At 72.1% G+C, this 14587-nt stretch carries 11 protein-coding genes; 3 read left to right on the top strand and 8 right to left on the bottom strand.

The genetic code is table 11. The features are described from left to right. Nucleotides 1-157: 157 nt before the first annotated feature. From FV242_RS18125 to FV242_RS18115, 3 genes are read right to left on the bottom strand one after another with little or no spacing between them, the layout of a single operon-like run. Nucleotides 158-904: a molecular chaperone DnaJ gene (locus tag FV242_RS18125; protein ID WP_147939891.1), complete on the bottom strand. Its 747-nt coding sequence runs from the start codon at nucleotides 902-904 to the stop codon at nucleotides 158-160. A gap of 15 nt (nucleotides 905-919) precedes the next feature. Further along, complete coding sequence (locus FV242_RS18120; protein WP_147909959.1) at nucleotides 920-1171, bottom strand: hypothetical protein; 252 nt, start codon at nucleotides 1169-1171, stop codon at nucleotides 920-922. Then, nucleotides 1168-2298, bottom strand: coding sequence for a S1C family serine protease (locus FV242_RS18115; protein ID WP_147939890.1), 1131 nt, complete (start codon nucleotides 2296-2298; stop codon nucleotides 1168-1170). Before FV242_RS18115 ends, FV242_RS18120 begins: the two co-directional genes overlap by 4 nt. Before the next feature lie 443 nt (nucleotides 2299-2741). Here FV242_RS18115 and FV242_RS18110 point away from each other — a divergent pair, with 443 nt between their 5' ends. Together FV242_RS18110 and FV242_RS18105 are read left to right on the top strand one after the other, a co-directional pair. After that, the gene (locus FV242_RS18110; protein ID WP_147909957.1) at nucleotides 2742-2957 is read left to right on the top strand and encodes a hypothetical protein; all 216 of its coding nucleotides are present in this window, start codon (nucleotides 2742-2744) and stop codon (nucleotides 2955-2957) included. A 319-nt stretch (nucleotides 2958-3276) separates the two neighbouring features. Continuing rightward, nucleotides 3277-3549: a DUF1640 domain-containing protein gene (locus tag FV242_RS18105; RefSeq protein ID WP_147939889.1), complete on the top strand. Its 273-nt coding sequence runs from the start codon at nucleotides 3277-3279 to the stop codon at nucleotides 3547-3549. 64 nt (nucleotides 3550-3613) lie between these two features. On the opposite strand, the gene FV242_RS18100 is transcribed toward FV242_RS18105, so the two are convergent. Then, nucleotides 3614-7051, bottom strand: a complete 3438-nt coding sequence (locus FV242_RS18100; RefSeq protein WP_147939907.1) for an SbcC/MukB-like Walker B domain-containing protein — start codon at nucleotides 7049-7051, stop codon at nucleotides 3614-3616. A 172-nt stretch (nucleotides 7052-7223) separates the two neighbouring features. Here FV242_RS18100 and FV242_RS18095 point away from each other — a divergent pair, with 172 nt between their 5' ends. Then, the gene (locus FV242_RS18095; protein ID WP_147939888.1) at nucleotides 7224-8900 is read left to right on the top strand and encodes a methyl-accepting chemotaxis protein; all 1677 of its coding nucleotides are present in this window, start codon (nucleotides 7224-7226) and stop codon (nucleotides 8898-8900) included. A gap of 171 nt (nucleotides 8901-9071) precedes the next feature. Here FV242_RS18095 and FV242_RS18090 read toward each other — a convergent pair whose 3' ends face one another. The 4 genes from FV242_RS18090 to FV242_RS18075 form a co-directional block, all read right to left on the bottom strand. Next, entirely contained in the window at nucleotides 9072-9698 is a 627-nt protein-coding gene (locus FV242_RS18090) for a DUF4194 domain-containing protein (RefSeq protein WP_147909955.1), read from the bottom strand. Beyond that, nucleotides 9691-11061: a Wadjet anti-phage system protein JetA family protein gene (locus tag FV242_RS18085; protein ID WP_147909954.1), complete on the bottom strand. Its 1371-nt coding sequence runs from the start codon at nucleotides 11059-11061 to the stop codon at nucleotides 9691-9693. The genes FV242_RS18090 and FV242_RS18085 overlap by 8 nt, the downstream gene beginning before the upstream one ends. 34 nt (nucleotides 11062-11095) lie before the next feature. Next, nucleotides 11096-11512 (bottom strand): FKBP-type peptidyl-prolyl cis-trans isomerase, encoded by a 417-nt coding sequence (locus tag FV242_RS18080; protein WP_007569323.1) that lies wholly within the window; start codon nucleotides 11510-11512, stop codon nucleotides 11096-11098. 183 nt (nucleotides 11513-11695) lie between these two features. Continuing rightward, on the bottom strand, nucleotides 11696-14179 hold the full coding sequence (locus tag FV242_RS18075) for a methyl-accepting chemotaxis protein (RefSeq protein ID WP_246692766.1): 2484 nt from the start codon (nucleotides 14177-14179) through the stop codon (nucleotides 11696-11698). Nucleotides 14180-14587: the final 408 nt, after the last annotated feature.

Below are 14587 nucleotides of genomic sequence, written 5' to 3'. Positions count from 1 at the left end.
CGGAGACAGAGGCCTCGAGCGTCGTCCCGGCCCTGATTTCCGGGACGACGCTCTAGACGATCGACGGCGCGCCCCTCCGGCGCGCCGGCACGGCGGAGCCGCGGCTGTGTTTGCCCGCGGCTGCGAACCAGTCAGCATCTGACAACGCGCGTGGAGTTCAGCGATGTCGGTTCAAAAGCCTGTCCCGGGCCGCGTTGACCCGCGCCGCCCTGTCGGCACTTCCGCCCTGGTCGGGGTGGGTGAGCTTCATCAGAGACCTGTGGGCCGTCCGGACCTGCTCAGCGGTCGCCCCGCGCTGAAGCCCCAGGATCTGGTGCGCCTCCTCCTGCGTCATCGACCCTGGATACGCCGGGCGTCCCGGCCGCGGGTCTCGATCGCGCTCAGCGTCTACACGCCAGCCGGGCGCCCGGCGGTCGAGATACGGCTCTAGCAGCGCCGCGCCCTCGGCATCGCGTGCGCGGCAGACCTGCAGCAGCGCGATCAGGATTTCGGCCGGCAGGGCGTCGAGCCGGGCCCCGGCACCGGGCCCGGCGATCACCCGGCCGTCGCGGATGGAGCCGTCCGGACGCAGGCGGACATCGAGCAGGGACGTGCGGTACCGGAGCCCGGGGCCGAACCGGGACGTGACGAGGCGGGCGAGGCGCTCGGTCATGGCGGCCTGCCCCTCGATCATCCAGATGCCGCTGAGGCCGAGCAGGGCCGCCAGGATGAGGTTCCCGTGCAGGAGCAGGAACCCGGCCGCCGCGAGCGCGAAGGCGCCGCCGAGCTTCTGCGGCTGGACCGCGCCGGTCACCGCGCCGACGCCCTTGCCGAAGGCACGCCCGAGCCGGCGGCCGAGGCCGTCCCCGTTCTTCGAGAGCCACCAGAGCGTGGCGCAGGCCAGTAGGACCGCAAACAGCACCATCGCGAACCGCCGCCGTTATCGCCGCGCGCCGAATTCGGCGCCGACGCGGCCACCGATCCGCACCGTGGTGCCGTCACCCAGATCGTAGAACCCGCGCGGGGCCGTCGTCGGGGCGTGGGCCGGAACGTCGCAGCCGGGCGGCGGCGGCAGGCGGACACCCTCCGGCAGGTCCTCCGGGCAGAGGCGGGACCGCACCCGCGTCTCGGCAGCCTGCGCGATGCCGGCGGAGACCAGGACGAGCAGCACGAGGCCGGGCAGCCGCCTCACCGGCGGTTCTCCGCGACATCCGCGGTGGTGATGCGGACCTCCCGGATCCGGCCGCCGCGCGCGACCTTCAGGTTGATGGCCGCGCCGAGGCCGGCCTCCTCGATCGCCGCGGTGAGGTCGGCCAGCCGGCGGATCGGCCGGTCCTCGGCCGCCACGATCACGTCGCCGAGATCGCCGGATTGCGGGTCGACGCCGCGCAGGCCGGCCTGGGCCGCGGGCGACCCGGGCAGGACCCGCAGCACCACCACGCCGTCGATCCCCAGCCGGGCGGCGGCGGCCTCCTGGGCGGCGATGATGCCGATGCCGGGGTTGCGCACCCGCCCCACCCGGATCAGCTCCGGGACGACCCGGTTGACCACGTCCACCGGGATCGCGAACCCGATGCCGGCGCTGGCCCCCGAGGGCGAGACGATGGCGGTGTTGACCCCGATCAGCCGGCCGGCGGAATCGAGCAGGGGGCCGCCGGAATTGCCGGGGTTGATCGCCGCGTCGGTCTGGATGACGCCGGATAGCTCACGCCCGGCGCTGGTCGGCATCCGCCGGCGCACGGCGCTGATCACGCCGGTGGTCAGGGTGTGGTCAAGGCCGAACGGGTTGCCGATCGCGAAGGTCGACTGGCCGACCTTCAGGTCCGCCGAGGTCCCGATCGCCAGGGGCGGCGGCATCTTGGCCACCCGCCCGAGCCGCAGGACCGCGAGGTCGTAGGACGGCGCCAGCCCCACCAGGGTCGCGGAGACCACCTCTCCGTCGCTCATCCGTACCGAAACCGAGCCGCCGGATTGCGCCGCGTTCTGCACGACATGCGTATTGGTGACGACGTGGCCGGCCCCGTCCCAGACGAAGCCGGTGCCGGTCTGCGTGCCGCCCTGCTCGCCACCCTCGTCGTCCGCGTCGAGCAGGTCGCGCCCGGTCGCGGCGCTCCGCGCGAAGACGTGAACGACCGAGGGGCTCGCCCGCTCGAACAGCGCGATCGTGGCGGATTCGGACTGGGCCAGATCGCCGCGTGCGGTCACCGCCCGCGGCGTCTCGGCCGCGTAGAGCAGCGCCTGCACGTAGGGTTGGGCGACGTAGAGCGCCAGCAGGACCAGGACCGCGGCGAGCACGATGCGCACGGTACGATCCGGCACGGGGGCGGTCTCCAGGTCAGGACGAGGCAGCGAAGGGGCGGCGGCGGGGCAGCGGCGCAGGACGCGCGGGGAAAGCCTTAAGTGCGCGTTCAGGATCGGGGCGTCAACACAGGGGAAGCACGGTCTCCGCCGGGGCCCTGACGTGTTCTGGCGCACCTCGGAGACTGGCGCGCATTGGCTAACGGAATGGTCATCAATCGGTGGCCACAATTCTCGCAAGTTCACGGCGGATCAGGCATGGCCGGTTTGGGCATGGAACAAGGCACCGCACCTTATCCTACGTAGTAGGACTAGATACTGGTGCCTGAAATGCCCAAATTGATCGCAAAGCTGCCGCAGAGATGCTTGCATTGACGCTCAGCCTCTCGGATCCCGCGGCACACCGGCTCGACCGGGCGGCGGGGATCTGAACGGTCCAAAACGGTTCGGAAGGACACGACATCATGGAAACCGAAGCTCTCGAACGCCCGGCCGATCTCACGATCTGGCGCACGGCCCCGGCGAGCGCCCCGCTGGCCCAGCCCGAGCGGTACGGCACCCTGCGCGAGGCGATCGCCGCCGCCGCGGGCGCCCTGACCGATCCGGCCAAGCAGCCCTGGATCATCACCGAGGAGGGCGAGATCCTCTCCCCGAACTGGATCCGCACCTATCTGAACTGACCGGTTCCAGCGGATCCAAAGTGGCTTTGCGCGAAGAGGATCGACCTGCTGGGGTCCTCGCAGCGCAGAGCCCCGCCGATCGGCGGCGCCGTGACGAATTGCCGACCGGTCGTGCCGCGCCCGCCGGATGACGGCGAGGCGGTCGATCGATCCTGCCAAGGTCACGTCGCCCGTGCGCCAGCTACGTTCGTATGCTGGACGAACGGAGCCTGAAGCGGCACTTCAGGCCAGCCTCTTCTCGAGAGTGCGAGCCGCGTCCGCGACCGCCGTTGCTTTCGACACCCTGCGGTTCGTCCGCACGCTCCGCGACAAGGCCAAAATGTCCTCGGAGCAGGCTGAAGGTCTGGCCGACGCCATCGCCGAGGCGATCCAGAACGATCTGGCGACCAAGACCGACATCGCCGCGGTCCGGACGGATATCGAGGCGCTGCGGCTCTCGACCAAGTCCGAGATCGAGGCGCTGCGGCTCGCCAACAAGGCCGACCTCGCCGAGATGAAGGCCGAGATCGTCACATGGATGCTCGGCGCGATCGGGTTCCAGGCGCTGGTGATCGTCCGCGGCAGCGTGGCCCTGGCACGGGGCCTGCACTGAGCGAACCAGGGCGCGGCTTAGGAACAGCGGGGATATCGGGGATCGCAATCGGTACCCCGCCGGCTCACTCCGCCGCGTCCGAGTGGCGGAAGCCCTCGACCCCGACCTGCTCCGGGTTGATCGCGTGCAGCGCCCGGCGCGCCGCCTCCAACGGGTGCTCGGCCTCGATCCGCACCGACGTCAGATCCGGGCTCTTGTAGACGGTGACGATGGTGTCCATCACCTCGGTCAGCGTCGTGCGCTTGTCCTCGGGGGCGGCGATCAGCAGTTGCAATCCCCAGGCGCGGTAGAGATCGACCAGCGCCTGGCTGTTGCGCACGTCGAGCTTGGAGAACGCCTCGTCGAGGAGGCAGAGGCCCAGGCCCGGATTCTCGTCGCCGGGCCGGTCGCCCGGATAGTAGGCGCTCGCCAGCGAGGCCGCGATCGCCACGTAGAACGGCGCCTGCGCCTCGCCGCCGGACCCGCGCAGCGCCCGCGCCGACATCGTCGTGCGGTTGCCGGCTGCGTCCTTCATGCCGATCTCGTACACGAAGTAGTTGCGGTAATCGGCGAGCCGGGCCGCATCCTCCTGGCCGGCGATCAGCGCGGTGATCTCTTCCAGCGCCGCCGCCATCGGCCCCTCGGTTTCGCCGGCCAGCAGCGCCTGCGCGGCCTCGGGGGAGCGGGCGGTCTCGGTGGCCAGGGCGTGGACGGCGGCGTAGCGCCGGTCCACCGCCGCCTCGAACGCGTAGGTCTGGCCGGTGAAGCTGCGCGCCGAGAGCCGCTCGTTCAGGGCGGCGAGCCGGGCATGGACCCGCTCGAACCGGTCGGCCAGGCGGGTCAGAAGATCCTCGGTCATGAGCCGGCGCATCTCGACCTCGGCCCGCTCGGCCTGGGCGCGGTAGCGGCGCAGCTCGTGGCCCTCGACGGCCTCGTATTCCTTGGAGACCCAGGCGTAGCCGTCGATCGCCGGGGCGTCGCCGGCGTTCAGCGGATTCTCGACCCGCCAGGCCGAGCAGGCCTCGGTCAGCTCGCGCTCGGCGACGCGCCCGTGCGAGCGGGCCGCCTCGGCGGCCTCCCGGGCGAGCCCGCGCTCCGTGGCGGCCCGTGTGCCCGCGGCCTTTGCGTCGAGGCCCGCGAGCGCGCCCCGCGCCTGCGCGATCACGCCGACGCCGAACGTCTCGGAGCGGGCGAGGCGCACCCGCGCCGCGTCGCCGCCCATCGCCTGCCGCAGGGCTGAGCGCCGGGCCGCCAGCGCCGCGCGGGCGGCCTCGCGCACGGTCCCGAGGCGCCCCCGCAGCGCCGCCTCGTCGGCGAGCAGGCGGTCGAGCTTCGGTTCCAGATCGTCGGACAATTCCCGCAGGTAGCCGATCCGCTCGGTGGTCAGCGCGGCGATCTCAGCGGTGAGGCCGGCATTGTCGCGCTTCTCGATGCCCTCGCGCTCGGTCTGGAGCGTGCGCCGCCGCCCCTCCAGCCCGTCCAGCTCGCTCCGCAGGGTATCGACGTCGTCGAGGCCGCGCGCGATGCGGGCCCGGACCGCCGCGGCGGTGCGGGCGGCCTCGCGCAGGACCGCCGCCTCGCCGCGCAGCCGCCGGGCCTCCGCAACCGCGGCCTCGTGCGCCCTGCGGCTGTCCACCGTGGGCCCGCGATGGCCGCGGGTCATCAGCAGATCGACGCTGCGGGTCACCGAATAGGCCATGCCGGCCGTGGTCCGGCCGCTCGGCGCGACGGCGCGGGACAGGCGGGCGAGCTCGGCATCGTCCCGGGCGAGGTCGTAGCCGCCGAGCCGCACCCCGAGGAACGCCTCCGCGTGCGGATCGCTGGTCTCGATCACGGTGAGCGGGCCGTCGTCGTAGCGGCGCGCCCGCTGCTTGGCGGTGTCGGTGGTCTTGACCAGGATGCAGCGGTGGAACCGGTCGCGGCCCGATTGCAGGACGCCCAGCGCCTCGCTCAGCCGGTCGGGCGCCACCACCAGGGCCTCGCGGGCGCGCCCGAGCAGGCCCTCCAGCGCGGGCCCCCAGGTCGGGTCGACGATCTCGGCCAGCTCGCAGATCGGCAGCGCGTCGATGTCGCGCCGGGCCAGCTCCCCCCGAAACGCGACCGTATCGGAGGACAGGCGCGCCGCCGGGCCGGCGCCGGTGCGCGGCGCGGTGCGCTCGGCCTCGCTCTCCTGCGCGCGGGCCTTCAGGGCGGCATCCTCGGCCGCCCGCTCCAGGGCCTCGTCGAATTCCGGCAGGCGCCGCAGCCCGTCGATCAGGTCCGCCAGGGGCCCGTCCGGGCGCAGGATCTCGTCGGGCGAGGATTCCCGGCGCAGGCCGGCCCGGGCGCAGGATTCCGCGAGGCGGGCCGCCGGCGGGCAGGACTGTCGCAGGATCGGGGCGACCGGCTGAAGCTTGCCCATCTGGCCGACCAGGCCGACGAGGTCGGCGATCCGGGCGGAGAGGTCCTTCCGGTCCCGCTCCAGCATCGACAGGCCCAGCGTCGAGGCGGCGAGCCGGCCCTCCGCGGCGCTGCCGGCGAGCAGGGCCTTCTTCTCGGCGATCTCGCCGTCGATCTCCCGGACGTGGCCGCGGCTCGCCGCGACCCGCTCCCGGGCGATCCGCAACGTGTCGGCACCCTCGCGCAGGCGCAGGCGGACCGCGACGAGGTCGAGGCTGCGGCGGCGCAGCTCGGCGCAGGCCGCCGCGAACTCGTGGGTGGCAGCGGCCAGCACCGCATCGCCCCAGGCCTCGTAGCGGTCGCGCAGGCGCCGCAGCCGGGCGAGACGGCTCTCCAGTTCGCCGATCGTCTCGAGCAGGCGGCGCCAGTTGGCGATGGAGAGCCGCACCCGCTCGACGTCCAGGGGCTCCGGGTCGAGCACGAAGGCGCGCACGAAGGCGCTGGTGTCGAAGATCGGCTTGAACGCCACGGCGTTGGAGAAGCTGCGCAGGAAGTGCCGCGGCTCGGGGGAGGGCGCGCCCTCCCGCAGGGTCGCCAGGATGTCGGCGGTGAAGCGCTCGCCGGAGGTCCGGTACTCGGTGAAGCTCGCCGCCCGGGCGCGCAGATCCGCGGCGATCTCGCTCCACGGCGCCGTGAAGCTGCCGCCCGGTGCGGTGCGGGTATAGTCGGCGACCTCGAATCGGTGCCCGACCGCGATGAAGCGGGACAGCACGGTCTCACGCGGCTCCACCGCCCGGGCCGCCAGCGCCAGCCCGACCGTGACGGTGCGGCCCGAGGCGGGGTTCTCGAACACCAGGGCCAGCACGGTCTCGCAGGATTCCCGCGTCGGCCGTCCGCCCTCCGCCGGATCGCTGATCCAGCCCAGGCAATAGTCGCGCACCGTGCGGGCGCTGCGTCCGGAGGCCGAGGCGTTCAGCGCAAGCCGGCTGGCGTTGTTGCCGGCGAGCACCGTGCCGACCGCGTCGAAGATCGTGGACTTGCCGGCCCCCGTCGGCCCGACCAGGGCGGCGGCGCCCCGGAGGCGGATCTGCTCGCGCCGGATCAGGTACCAGTTCGAGATGGCGATGTCGGTGAGGACGTACACGATGTCGGGAGGCCGGGCCGCTGTCGGAAGGATGTGCGGACCAGTTGGCCGGGTTCGGCCGCGCATGCAAGCTTCGGCGTTCCCGGCGCCGAGCTGTCACCTCAACCGGGATTCGCAACTTGTCAGACAATTTCGCGCCTGTATCGTCCCGCCGGGGGGATCCATGAAAACCATGCGCACCAGTCTAAAGTTTACCTTGAGCGGCCTCTTCGCCCTGCTCCTCCTGGCCGCCACGCTTCAGGGCGGGTTCGCGATCCATCGGATGATCGCACTCGACCGCCAGCTCGCGACGCTGCTCGATCACGCGGTCCTGTCGATGAACGAGGCGCAGGCCATCGAGGCGCTGGTGATCCGGTCGCGGCTCACGCAGTTCCGCTTCATCACCGCGATGGCCGAGACCGAGCGGCAGCTCACCGTCAAGGAGGTCGAGGGGCTGACCCGGGAGCGGAACGCCAAGGTCGAGGCCTATCGGACGCTGATCGCCTCGCCCGACGAGAAGGCCCGGTTCGACGACCTGCTCGCCAAGCTCAAGGTGCAGCACTACGACTGGGAGCGCCTGCGCGGCTTCACGCTCGAGCAGCGCGACCCGGCGATGTCGTATTTCCGCGGAGCGATGAACGGCCATTACGTCGCCGCCGCCGGAGCCGCGCACGCGCTGGCCGAGATGAACATCCAGGCCGGCGACGCGGCCGGGCGCAGCGCCCGCGGGAGCCAGGCTGAGGCGGTCCGCTCGACCGTGATCATGCTGGGCGTCACGCTGCTGATCGCCCTGGGGGCGACGCTCTACAGCTTCGTCGGCGTCTCGCGCCCGATCACCGTCATGACCCAGGCCATGCGCCGGCTGGCGGACGGCGACGTGCAGGCGGAGATCCCCTACGCGGCCCGCCGGGACGAGATCGGCGCCATGTCGGCCACCGTGGCGGTGTTCCGGCGGAACCTGCTGCATACCCGCACCCTCGAGGGCGAGGCGGCACGAGCCCGCGCCGAGTCCGAGACCCAGCGCCGGGAGGCGACGCGGACGCTGGCCGACCGGTTCGAGGGCGCCGTCGGCGGCATCCTCAGCTCGGTGACCGCGGCGGCGACTCGGTTGCAGGCCACCGCCCAGGGCCTGAACGCGACCGCGTCGCAGACCGCCGGCCGGTCGACCGGCACGGCGGCGGCGGCCGAGCAGGCCTCCACCAACGTGACCACGGTGGCGGTGGCGGCCGAGCAACTGGGCTCGACGGTGGACGAGATCGGGCGCCAGGTCGGCGCATCGGCCGATCTGGCCCAGGCCGCCGTCCACGAGGCGGCCGCGACCGCGCAGCTGGTCCAGGCCCTGAGCACGGGGGCGCAGCGGGTCGGGGAAGTCGTGACGCTGATCTCCTCGATCGCCGACCAGACCAACCTGCTGGCCCTGAACGCCACCATCGAGGCCGCGCGGGCCGGGGAGGCGGGGCGCGGCTTCGCGGTCGTCGCCACCGAGGTGAAGGCGCTCGCGGCCCAGACCGCCCGGGCCACCGCCGAGATCGCGGCGCAGATCGGCCGGATCCAGGGCTCGACCGGCGAGGCGGTGCGGGCGATCGACGGCATCGCGGCCCGCATCCGCGACATCAGCGGGATGGCGACCGCGATCGCCGCCGCCGTGGAGGAGCAGGGCGCCGCGACCCAGGAGATCGTCCGCAACGTCACCCAGGCCGCCACCGGAACCGAGGCGGTGACCGCCAACGTCACCGGCGTGGCCGGCGCCGCAGCGGCGACCGGGCAAGCGGCCGGGCAGGTGCTCGATTCGGCCTCCGAGATGGCCCGCCAGGCGGCGCAGCTCGGCGAGGAGGTAGAGCATTTTCTGGCGACGGTGCGCGCGGCTTGAGACGCCGGGTTACCGTTTGCGCCGAGCCCCTTTCCCGGGCGCAGGCAGCGTGAGCGGCCGGCGATCCAGCGGGACGCGACGCGTCCGCGCGCAGCGACATGGCACCCCCTGACGGTCCAGGCGTCCGGGAACCGGGCGCGGTTCATCCGCCAGCGGTGCCGAGGGCCGCCCTCAGAGCTCCCCGGCTTCCGACCACGCCCGCAGGCGCTCCAGCCAGGCGTCGGAGGCCAGCACCGCGAGGCCCGGCAGCAGCGACAGCGGCGTGACCCGCTCGACCCGGTCGCGCTCGCCCATCCGCAGGCCCCCGCGCCGGGCGTAGAGGCGCAGGATGTCGGCGAGCCGGCCCTCTTCCGGGGGCTCGTTGCGGGCGACGGCCCGGATCTTCTCCACGATCTCGTCGGTGGTGCACGCGACGATCCCGTCCGTGCCGGCGCGGTTGTCGCGCAGGCCCTCCTCGTAGAGCAGCCGCAGCGCCAGCAGCACCAGGGTCTCGTCCTTGCGCAGGCGCTCGGAGGCGATGTCGTGCCGGGGTGCGTCGGCGGCGGGGCTCAGCGACACCATCTGGTCGCGGTGCGAGACCGTGAGCGCGTAGCCCAGGCAGGCGAAGTAATCGGTGAAGAACGGCGCGTAGTGCCGGGCCAGCTCGTAGGAGCGGCCGATGCCGGGCGTGTCGGCGTAGATCACCTGACCCTTGAGCATCACCTGGAGGGCGCGGCACAGCTCCTCGGCGTCCGGAGCGCGGGCACCCGGCGGCGGCGGCTCGTCGCCGTCGATGATCGCGCGAAATCCCTCAAGCACCGGCACGCCGCTCCAGCAGGAAATCGGGACAGTCCAGCCAGCCGTTGGCCAGCCGCTCGGGCAGCCGGACCACCGCGTAGCGGTCGCGCAGCCGCGCGTCGAACAGCACCTCGATCTCGCGCAGGCGCTGGAACACCACGAAGTCGTCGACCCCCTCGATCGCGATCTGCGAGCCGCGCAGCGATACGGCCTTGCCGAGCCGCGCCTCGACGAAGGCCGTCATGGTCTCCGGCGTGACGGTGGTGCGGCGGCGGAACTCGGCCTTGGCGGCCGCGAAGGCATCCACCGCAGGGTCGTAGTCGATATCCGGCAGCGGCTCGACGTCGATGGCGCTGCGGCGGGCGCGCGGCGTCTGCAGGTGACCCTGGCCGATCGGCGGCCGGAGCAGCGACACCACCGGCGGCACCTCCGGCGCGACCTCGGCGGCGCCGACGGCGCGCAGCATCCCGGCGACCCGCTCGATCCCCGAAGGGTCCGGCCGGTCCATGGCATGGAGCGCGGCGCCGATCCGCCGTTCCAGGCGCGCCACCACGGCATCGACCGCGTCGAGATGGTTGTCGAGCCCCTCGAACACCGAGAGGATCTGGGCGAGATCGGCCCGGACCGCGCGCTGCGCGGTGTCGAGGTCGGGGCTGCGGCCCTCGCGGATCTGCCCCTCGGCCAGTGCCCGCACCGTGAGGGCGTCGCGCAGCGCCCGCCCGGCCTCGCGGACCACGCTGGCGCGGAACCGGAACGGATTGAACCGGGTGTGCAGCGTCCGGTAGTCGCTGATCAGGTGGCGTTCGACGAAATCCTCGAAGAACAGCCGGAAGGTCTTGGCCCGGTCGGGCTCGCGCAGGATACGCTCCTCGACCTTGCGCATGCCGGCGGCGAGTCCGCGGACATGGGCCAGGAACGCGGCGGACGCCCGGGCGGCGTTGGACAGGGCCTCGGAGCGGTTGGCCGGATCGGAGACGGCGCTCTCCAGGCCGCCCAGCACCTCCAGCACCGCGCCGCCATACGAGCGGGTCTCGCCCCGCTCCAGGCGCGACAGCTCCTCGAGCAGGAGGCGTGCCTCCGGGTCGAACTCGGCCACCGGGACGTAGCGCTCGCGGCGCTCGAGCAGCCAGCCGGTCTCCAGGAGGCGCCGGTAGAGGGCGTTGCGGCGTTCGGCCGGATCCGCGGAGATCGGCTCGTCGCCCAGGATCTCGGGGTCGCTCCAGCCGGCGGCGAAATCGCCGATCTCGGCGAGCAGCTCGGCCTTGCGCACCGGCTCCGCCCCGAGGACGCGCCGGTGCAGGTGCAGCAGCAGGGCCGCGTTGAAGCCCCGGCTCGGCGAGGCCAGCGGCTTGAACAGCTCGTCGGGCAGCTGCGCGAACAGCATTGTCTCGGAGTCTCGCGCTCGCGCAGCGGTCAGACTACTTCGCGCCGAGGAGTTCGACGTCGAAGATCAGCGTGGCGTTCGGCGGGATCACGCCGCCGGCGCCCCGGGCGCCGTAGCCCAGCTCCGGCGGGATGATCAGGGTGCGCTTGCCCCCGGTCTTCATGGTGGCGACGCCGAGATCCCAGCCCTTGATCACCTGGCCGGCGCCCAGCGGGAAGCTGAAGGGCTGGTTGCGGTCGCGGGAGGAATCGAACTTCTTGCCCTTCTTGCCACCCTCGTCGAGCCAGCCCGTGTACTGCACGGTGACCTGCTGGCCGGCCTTCGGCTCGGGCCCGGTGCCCACCACTTCATCCTGGTACTTCAGGCCCGAGGGCAGGGTGACGATCTCGGCATTCGCGGCTGCTGTCATGGCGATGAACGCGGCTCCGGCAATGAGGGACAGGCGAGGCATGGTATCTCCCTGGAGCCGGCGCCGTCCGCGCCGGCCGTCGGGGGGCCTTCTATCGACTCGAGCCGGTCCAGGCCAGGGAGGCGCGCGATCCGACGGATCGGGGTTCGGACGTGCGACGGGCGCGCCGTCCTGCGGCGGGTCGTCGGAGCGAAACCCGACAGCTTGGCTCCGCCCGGTGTCGGGTCAGGCGGCGATGTCGGCGGACGCGGTTTTCATGAGATCCACGATGAGGTTGTAGGTTTCGGTCCAAGCGTCCCGAACCTCCGGCGTGAAGGCCGGGCCGAGCCCCTGCTCCAAGGTCCAGAGCAGGGCGGCGCCGACCGGCGCGAAATGGTCGTTCCTCGTGCCGTAACCCACGTGACGCTGGCCGAGTTCCTGGACCCTGGCCGTCAGAGTCGCCGGCTGATCCAGATTGGCGACCGCGAGCCCGAGCATCGTCATCAGCTTCTTCTTCTGCGGGGCCATGTCGTCCGGAAACATGGAGCGGACCTGCGGGGCGATCTCGAACAGGCGTCCGTAGAACAGGTCGGCCGCCGTACCGGCGATCGGCCGGACCTTCTCGAAGCTGTCCCGCACGAGCTGGATCTGACGCGGCGCCATCGCGTAGACCGTACGCACGTTCATCAGGAAGCGGGTCACTTCCGCGGTGAGCTGCTCGGACTGGCGCGACAGGACCGAGGCCGACCCCAGGACCTGGTTCGCCGCCCGCCCGGCCTGCTCCACCGCCCCCGCCACGCCGACGATGTTGCTGGTCACCGCACCGGTGCCGGTCGCCGCCTGCCCGACATTGCGGACGATCTCCTGGGTGGCGGCGCCCTGCTCCTCAACCGCGGCGGCGATACTGGTCGACACGGCGCTGATTTCCTGGATCCGTCCGGTGATCGCGCCGATCGCCGAGACCGCCTGGCCCGTCGAGGTCTGGACGCGTGCGATCTGCCCGGAGATCTCCTCGGTGGCCTTGGCGGTCTGCTCGGCCAGCGCCTTCACTTCGGCGGCGACGACCGCGAAGCCGCGCCCGGCCTCACCCGCGCGCGCCGCCTCGATCGTCGCATTGAGCGCCAGCAGGTTCGTCTGGGCGGCGATGGACGAGATCAGCCCGACCACGTCGCCGATCCGCGCCACGGCGCTGCTCAACTCTTGTACCAGCGCCCCGGTCCGATCGGTCTCGCCCACCGCGCCCTGCGCGAGCTTGGCCGATCCATCGACCTGCCGGCCGATCTCCTCGACCGAGGTTCCCAGTTCCTCGGCGGCGGCCGCCACCGTGTTGACGTTGCTGGCGGCCTCCTCGGCTGCGGAGGCGACTGTGACGGCCTGGCCAGCCGTCCGATCGACCGTTGCGGTCAGGGTTTGTGCGGTGGCTTGCAGGTCCGTGGCGGAGACCGACACCTGTTTGATGATGCCGCCGACCGCGGTCTCGAACGACTCGGCCAAAGCCCGCATGCCGTCACGACGCTGCACCTCGGCGGACAACCGTTCCCGCACGGTCTCGGCCTCAAGCGCGCGGGTGCGGATCAGGTTGTCCTTGAACACCTGCACCGTCCGCGCCATCGCGCCCACCTCGGTGTTGCGGTCGCGCAGCGGCACCTCGACCGACGCGTCGCCGTCGGCCAGGGCCTGCATGGTCCCGGTCATCGTCCGGATCGGACGCAGCACCAAGCGGAACAGGGCGACCAGGCCGAGGGCGACGAGCAGCCCGGAGACCAGCAGCGCCGCCACGTTGCGCACCAGGACGCTGCGTGCATCCTGGGCCAGGGTCTCGGCGCGCGCGATCATCTCGTCGAGGGCGGCGTAGGCGAGGTCCACGAAGGTGGCCTGTTCCGGGGTGTCGAGCTTGCGCGCCTGCTGGAGCGTGATCCCCGGCGGCTGAGCTTGCGCCAAAGCTGTCGAGACCGCCATGCGCCGGTCGAGGGGCGCGCCCTCGAAATTGTTGGTGCGGGCCTTGTCGAAGGCCGCCCGGACGGTGCCCGAGAGGGTCGCCGACGTCTCCGCGGCGAGCTTCCACGTGGCGTCGAGCCGCCCCCGCTCCTCGGCGGCGGCGACAGTCTCGGCGGGCGACCAGGGCGTCCCGGCCGACAGGGATGTCTGGATCCGCAGCGCGATGGCGCCGAGCGCCATGCGGGTCGCCCAGGCCGAGCGCTTGAGGGCGAGATCGCGCTCCAGGACGGTATCGGAGCGCGGGATCGCGGCATCGACCGCATCCGTCGTCGCCGTCAGGGTGTCGAGCATGGCGAGGAAGGCCGTCTGCGCCTCCGCGGTGACGGAGGCGTCACGCTGGGCCTTCGACACCTTCAGGGCGTCATCCACCCGGGGGCGGAGGCGCTCGACACGCTCGCGGGACGCCTGAAGCTGACCGAGCGTCGCCCGGACGGAGGGCAGATCCAGGTCGCCCACCAGTGTCGTCGCGGCGGCGATGCCGGCGACCGCCCGCTGCCGCTCCGTGTAGAGCCCGGACAGGGTCTCGGCATCCATCGGCTGGCCGGCGGCCAGGAACTGCAGGGTGGCGCCCCGCTCCAGCCGCGTCGCGTACAGGGTCTGGAGCAGCGCGCGGCTCGCCCGCACGAGCGAGATACCCGCCTCGGCCTGGACAGCAGAAGCACGGGCTCCGATCAGCGCGGACGTTGCATAGGTGAAGATAATCAGACCCAAGACGAAGAGCACCACGCTCATCGTCATTCGGATCGAAATATTTTGCAGGCGGATCATCGCACAACTCCCGAAGCCCGGCGGTTGCGAGGTCATGTCTTACACCGCATCATTTGTCGAATGTTATGACAACGAGTCTGTTTGACCTCTCTCCAACCGATGTCGCGGGCTGACAATCGATACTCGAACTCATTCGTATCGGAACTGCATCCGTCGGAAAATTTTGGCGCCTTCGTTTCAATTGAAAGCTGTTTAACGGTGTATTTACGCTCGCAATCGCGCGGGTCACTGGTCATCGCGCCGGGGTGGGGCGTTTCGACCACGGCTCCGGGCCGGGCGCGATGACGGCGCGCGGCACGCCCCCCCCCCAGAGCCGCGCGGGCGACGAAGTCCGCGCAGGGCGTGCCGAGGGCTCACTCCCTCGTGTGGGGG

Source organism: Methylobacterium sp. WL64 (assembly GCF_008039945.1).
GTDB lineage: Bacteria > Pseudomonadota > Alphaproteobacteria > Rhizobiales > Beijerinckiaceae > Methylobacterium.
The sequence above is the reverse complement of the archived record's forward strand: the minus strand, read 5'-3'. Positions and strand labels throughout refer to the sequence as shown.

Excerpts from the sequence above, each read along its gene's own strand:
- FV242_RS18080 (WP_007569323.1), bottom strand. The coding sequence starts at position 11,512 with ATGCCTCGCCTGTCCCTCATTGCCGGAGCCGCGTTCATCGCCATGACA.
- FV242_RS18085 (WP_147909954.1), bottom strand. The coding sequence starts at position 11,061 with ATGCTGTTCGCGCAGCTGCCCGACGAGCTGTTCAAGCCGCTGGCCTCG.
- FV242_RS18125 (WP_147939891.1), bottom strand. The coding sequence starts at position 904 with ATGGTGCTGTTTGCGGTCCTACTGGCCTGCGCCACGCTCTGGTGGCTC.
- FV242_RS18105 (WP_147939889.1), top strand. The coding sequence starts at position 3,277 with ATGTCCTCGGAGCAGGCTGAAGGTCTGGCCGACGCCATCGCCGAGGCG.
- FV242_RS18095 (WP_147939888.1), top strand. The coding sequence starts at position 7,224 with ATGCGCACCAGTCTAAAGTTTACCTTGAGCGGCCTCTTCGCCCTGCTC.
- FV242_RS18075 (WP_246692766.1), bottom strand. The coding sequence starts at position 14,179 with ATGAGCGTGGTGCTCTTCGTCTTGGGTCTGATTATCTTCACCTATGCA.
- FV242_RS18110 (WP_147909957.1), top strand. The coding sequence starts at position 2,742 with ATGGAAACCGAAGCTCTCGAACGCCCGGCCGATCTCACGATCTGGCGC.